Here is a 4181-nt window from a genome sequence, read left to right as displayed (position 1 = left end):
AAGATCGACAACCAGCTGACGTCGCTCTACGGTTACGTCGTTCAGAGCGATTTCGAGCCGACTGCGGGCGCCTATGAGCGGTTCAACGATCTGAAGCCGGAGCTGGCGCAGATATCTTCACGGTTCGATCAGATCGTCGCGACGGAGGTTTCCCAGTTCAACCGGCTTGCGGCGGCTTTGAGCCTGCCGCCGGTCGTGGTAAAGCAGGCGGCAACGACCGACAGCGCGGGAAGGTGACGCGTCACCGCGGGACGGCAGGCTTGGACTCGTCGGCGAACACCACGTCGACGTGGTACTGGGCTGCGTCCTCATAGGACGACAGGAGCCAGGTCCGCACGAACTCCTCGGTCTTCTTGCGCCCCAGCTCGCGAACTAACGGGATGTTCTCGGCGGAACGTCTCTTCGCCAGGTCGGTCAGCCCGCGGCGGAGATTCTCGAGAGCTGCCGTCTCGTCCCGCAGGATGCTTCGTGTTTTCACCTCGTAGCTGATGCGAGAGACGTCGATGGCCGGGGTATTGGGTCGGATGGGAGGGGCCTGCACCAGCACAGTACGATCCTGGATGGTGAATTCCCATCGTCCCTCGAGATCGAGGTAGTAGGTATAGGTGACCGGGGCCTCGGCACGCACCACGACGTCCGGCAGCGCCAGCTGGCCCCAAAGCACCGTGGTGCTATCGGTACGCTCGAAGACTTCCATTTCGTCCAGCGTTGCGAATTGAAGCCGCTGGCTTCCGCTGACCTCGGTCGCGTAGCTGACGAATCGCGTCGTGACCGTACCGGTGCGGAATGCTTCGGCAAGCGAGCGGCCCGAGTCGATCAAATCACCGGGAAGGGCCCGGGTCTCGTGAAAGAAGAACGCGGCCAGACCGATGGCGGCCAACCCGAGCACGGCGACGACCCACGGCCAACGGGAGCTCGTGTTTTTCATCGGATGGTCTCATTGTAACGCCACTTTCGGTGGGCATCGTTCAGGCGTTCCGGTGAGCGGGCTGGAATGACTTCGCCTCGTGGTACCATCGCCGGCGTGAACGGTAATGTCCTCGGTCAGCTCATCGACCTGTACACCGTAGTCGTTTTCGTGGCCGTCATCATCAGCTGGCTACAACTTCCACCGTACAACCCCATCGTCCGCTATACCCGCATGCTGACCGAGCCGCTCCTCGCGCCGATCCGGCGGATACTCCCCCCGGTTGCCGGCCTCGACTTCTCGCCCCTGATTCTCCTCATACTGCTGAGAATGGTTCGCGGGATCATTTAACTGGCGCGGCGCTGGGCCGTTGCTATACTCGGTCAATGGCTCGAGTCGATCGGCGTCTCGCGCACAACGCGCCCGGAGATTTCTTCGTCGATTCGAGTTGCATCGATTGCGATACCTGCCGGTGGATGGCGCCGGAGACTTTCGCTCAACGAGAAGACCAGGCGAGCGTGCGGTCTCAGCCCGAGACCGGGGAAGAACGGCTCCGGGCGGAAATGGCGCTGGTGTCGTGTCCAACGGCCTCGATCGGGACGGAAGAGAGGCACGATCTTACCGCGGCAATCGAAGCGCTTCCCGATCGAATCGAGGACAACGTCTATCACTGTGGCTTCCATAGCGAGTCGAGCTTCGGCGCGACGAGCTATCTCGTGGTGCGCGAGTCGGGAAACATCCTGGTGGACTCGCCACGATTCACCCGCCCCCTCGTCCGAAAGATCGAGTCACTCGGCGGAATCGCGATGATGTTTCTGACCCACCGGGACGACGTCGCCGATCATGCCCGATTCAACGCGCATTTCGGCTGCGTTCGGGTGCTTCACCGGGCGGACGTCGGCCCGGGCACTCGGGACGTCGAGCGGCTGATCGAAGGAGACGAGCCGGTGCGATTGGACGATGACGTCCTCGTCGTGCCCACCCCGGGGCACACCCGGGGTTCCGCCTGCCTCCTCTACGCGAGCCGCTTCCTCTTCACCGGAGATCACATCGCCTGGAGTCCTTCGCGCCGCCACATCTACGCTTTCCGGAGCGCCTGCTGGTACGACTGGTCCACGCTGGTTCGCTCGGCCGAGCGGTTGACGGCGTACGAGTTCGAATGGATCCTGCCGGGTCACGGCCGCAGGTGCCACTTCCCGCGTGAGCGGATGGCTCACGAGTTGCAAAAAGGGCTCGACTGGATGCGAGCGGCCTAGCCGTCTATTTCAGAATATCGGTTCGCTACTCAGCTCCTGGGTCTTCATTGTCGGGTCGCCTCATGTTCAGAGGCACCATCCTCACCGCGAAGCCAGCCGCCGACGAAGCCGACGACCTCTGAAACGGCTTGCTTCAGAGTCGCCTCCACCGTGTCCTTCACGTCGTCGAGTCCGACACCGGCCTCGAGAACGAGCCGAACGGCGGCAAACGACGGTTCGTCGAGCGGCGCTCCGATCTCGCTCACGAGGAGGACGCTCGCTTCTTCGATCTCCTCGAGCGCCGCGATCCTTTCCGCTGCGCGCTGCGCCAGATGGTTGTAGATCTTGCCGACGTGAGCCAGGGGATTCTTTCCCGCGACGGCCTCGGCGCTCCAGGGGCGAGTGGCCGAGTTGAATCCCAATAGCCGGTTTCCACGGCCCACTTCACCGCTATCGGCTCCCTCGGCTGAGGTCCCGGTGACCGTCAGATAGACGCCGCGCTCACCGTTGTTCGGCGCGTCCAACGTGTTGCATCGCAGCTTCAGCTCGCCGATCCGCTCGAGGTGGCCCTGTAGATGGGTGACGACGTTCTCCTGCACCTGAGCCTTCTTCTCGAAGTAGGCGTGCTCGCTGTCGATTGCCCCGTCGACGAAGGCGAGCGCCACGGTGAGCTCCAACACGCCGTCTCTCCGGACCCCGAGCACCTTGACATCCTCTCCCGTCTCGGGGAACTGCTGCTTGAAGGAGGGCAAGTTGATGTAGCGTTCCGCGCGAACCACGAGCCGTTCGGTCTCGGTCCAGGGCGCGAAGCCCACTCCCACGGACGTATCGTTCGCCGCCGGCGCGCCCGACAAATACGGACGCAGGAGCTCGGCGGAGCCGGATCGAAGCTCGCTCTGGAAAACGAGGTGGCGGTCGGGATCGAAGAACCGCAGATTCGAGCCGATCCAGGATCGAGCGGTTGCTTCTACCAGCTCGGCCACCGGTAATCGATGGCCGTCCACGGCAGCAAGGGCTCGATCGCCGAACACCAGCCGCGAGGGCTCGTCCACGGTGCCACCCCCGAAACGTGGCGAAGACCGCCCCGCGGCCCAGAGGGCCTTGTCGAGATTGAAATGCTGCACCTGACCCGAACGTTCGAGATACAGACGGGCGAGGGCTCTCGCGGCCTCTTCCATGATGGCGTCGCAGATCGAGTCCGGGTGGCCGAGCCCTTTTCGCTCGACGATCTCGAAGGCACGTTTCCCGCTCGCAGGGCCGGTCGCTTGCTCGAGGAGAGGAGCTTTCATACCTTTTCTTCTCCGCTTCCTTGCCGCGAGCTCTTCTGGACTTCGAAGACGACCTGCTCTTGGTGTCGCCGGAGCGCCTCGCTCACTTCGACCCGATATCGCGGCTCGGCAGGCTCGAGTGAGCGAAACCGCGGTTCGAGTCTCGAGCACTCCCGCCGTGTATTTTCGCGGATGAGCTCCAGATCGGTCACGTGATCGTCCAGTCGTTCTCCTTCGGACATCACTGGCCGAAGCAAGGGACGTCCCGGCTGATCCTCACCCTCCCGGGCCAGGATGTCGAACACCGCGACGCCGTCCTCTTCGACACGAAACACTTGCTTGCGGCCAGGAAGGATGCGCTTGCCCTGGGAGAGTTTCAAACGACCACGGGCGGCGTAGGACGTGAGCTTGTAGGCCATGTCCAACGCCGGGGCGTCGGCGGAGACTCCCATGCGGGTCCCGACACCGAAGCCGCCGATCTCCGGCGACTTCTGTACCAGCCGCTCGATCTCGTACTCATCGAGTCCCCCGCTCGCGAAAAGACTCACGTGGGCGAGAGAGGCGGCATCGAGAATCGCTCGAGCGCTCTTCGCCTGCGCCGCGAGGTCTCCCGAGTCCAGCCGCACCCCGCTCACGTGGAAAGCTTCGCCGAGCTCGCGTGACAGGCGCACCACGTTCCTGACTCCCTCGGCCGAGTCGTAGGTATCGACGAGTAGTATCGTCTCGGGATAAAGCGCGGCGAAGCTGCGAAAGGCCTCGAGCTCGCTGTCG

6 protein-coding genes are annotated in these 4181 nt (G+C 63.5%); 3 read left to right on the top strand and 3 right to left on the bottom strand.

Features of this window, described 5'->3' with window-relative positions; translation table 11 throughout:
* Window positions 1-237, top strand: a 237-nt coding sequence (locus VEK15_24285) for a hypothetical protein (protein HXV63841.1), incomplete at its 5' end; no start/stop codon positions are given.
* A 4-nt stretch (window positions 238-241) separates the two neighbouring features.
* Here VEK15_24285 and VEK15_24280 read toward each other — a convergent pair.
* Window positions 242-928 carry a hypothetical protein gene (locus VEK15_24280; GenBank protein ID HXV63840.1) on the bottom strand — a complete coding sequence of 229 codons (687 nt, stop codon included), beginning with the start codon at window positions 926-928 and terminating at the stop codon, window positions 242-244.
* A gap of 96 nt (window positions 929-1024) precedes the next feature.
* On the opposite strand from VEK15_24280, the gene VEK15_24275 reads away from it, so the two are divergent.
* Together VEK15_24275 and VEK15_24270 are read left to right on the top strand one after the other, a co-directional pair.
* A complete protein-coding gene (locus tag VEK15_24275; GenBank protein HXV63839.1) occupies window positions 1025-1258 on the top strand; it encodes a YggT family protein in 234 nt (77 codons plus the stop codon).
* Between the two features lie 35 nt (window positions 1259-1293).
* Window positions 1294-2163 carry an MBL fold metallo-hydrolase gene (locus VEK15_24270; protein HXV63838.1) on the top strand — a complete coding sequence of 290 codons (870 nt, stop codon included), beginning with the start codon at window positions 1294-1296 and terminating at the stop codon, window positions 2161-2163.
* A 44-nt stretch (window positions 2164-2207) separates the two neighbouring features.
* Here the strand turns inward: VEK15_24270 and VEK15_24265 are convergent, their stop codons facing one another.
* Window positions 2208-3431: a methionine adenosyltransferase gene (locus VEK15_24265; GenBank protein ID HXV63837.1), complete on the bottom strand. Its 1224-nt coding sequence runs from the start codon at window positions 3429-3431 to the stop codon at window positions 2208-2210.
* Window positions 3428-4181 (bottom strand): nicotinate phosphoribosyltransferase (locus tag VEK15_24260; GenBank protein ID HXV63836.1); only part of this gene is annotated, 754 nt, incomplete at its 5' end. The genes VEK15_24265 and VEK15_24260, both read right to left, overlap by 4 nt.

This window comes from Vicinamibacteria bacterium, from assembly GCA_035620555.1.
Lineage (GTDB): Bacteria > Acidobacteriota > Vicinamibacteria > Marinacidobacterales > SMYC01 > DASPGQ01.
Note: the sequence above shows the minus strand (reverse complement) of the source record. Positions and strands in the feature narration are given on the sequence as shown.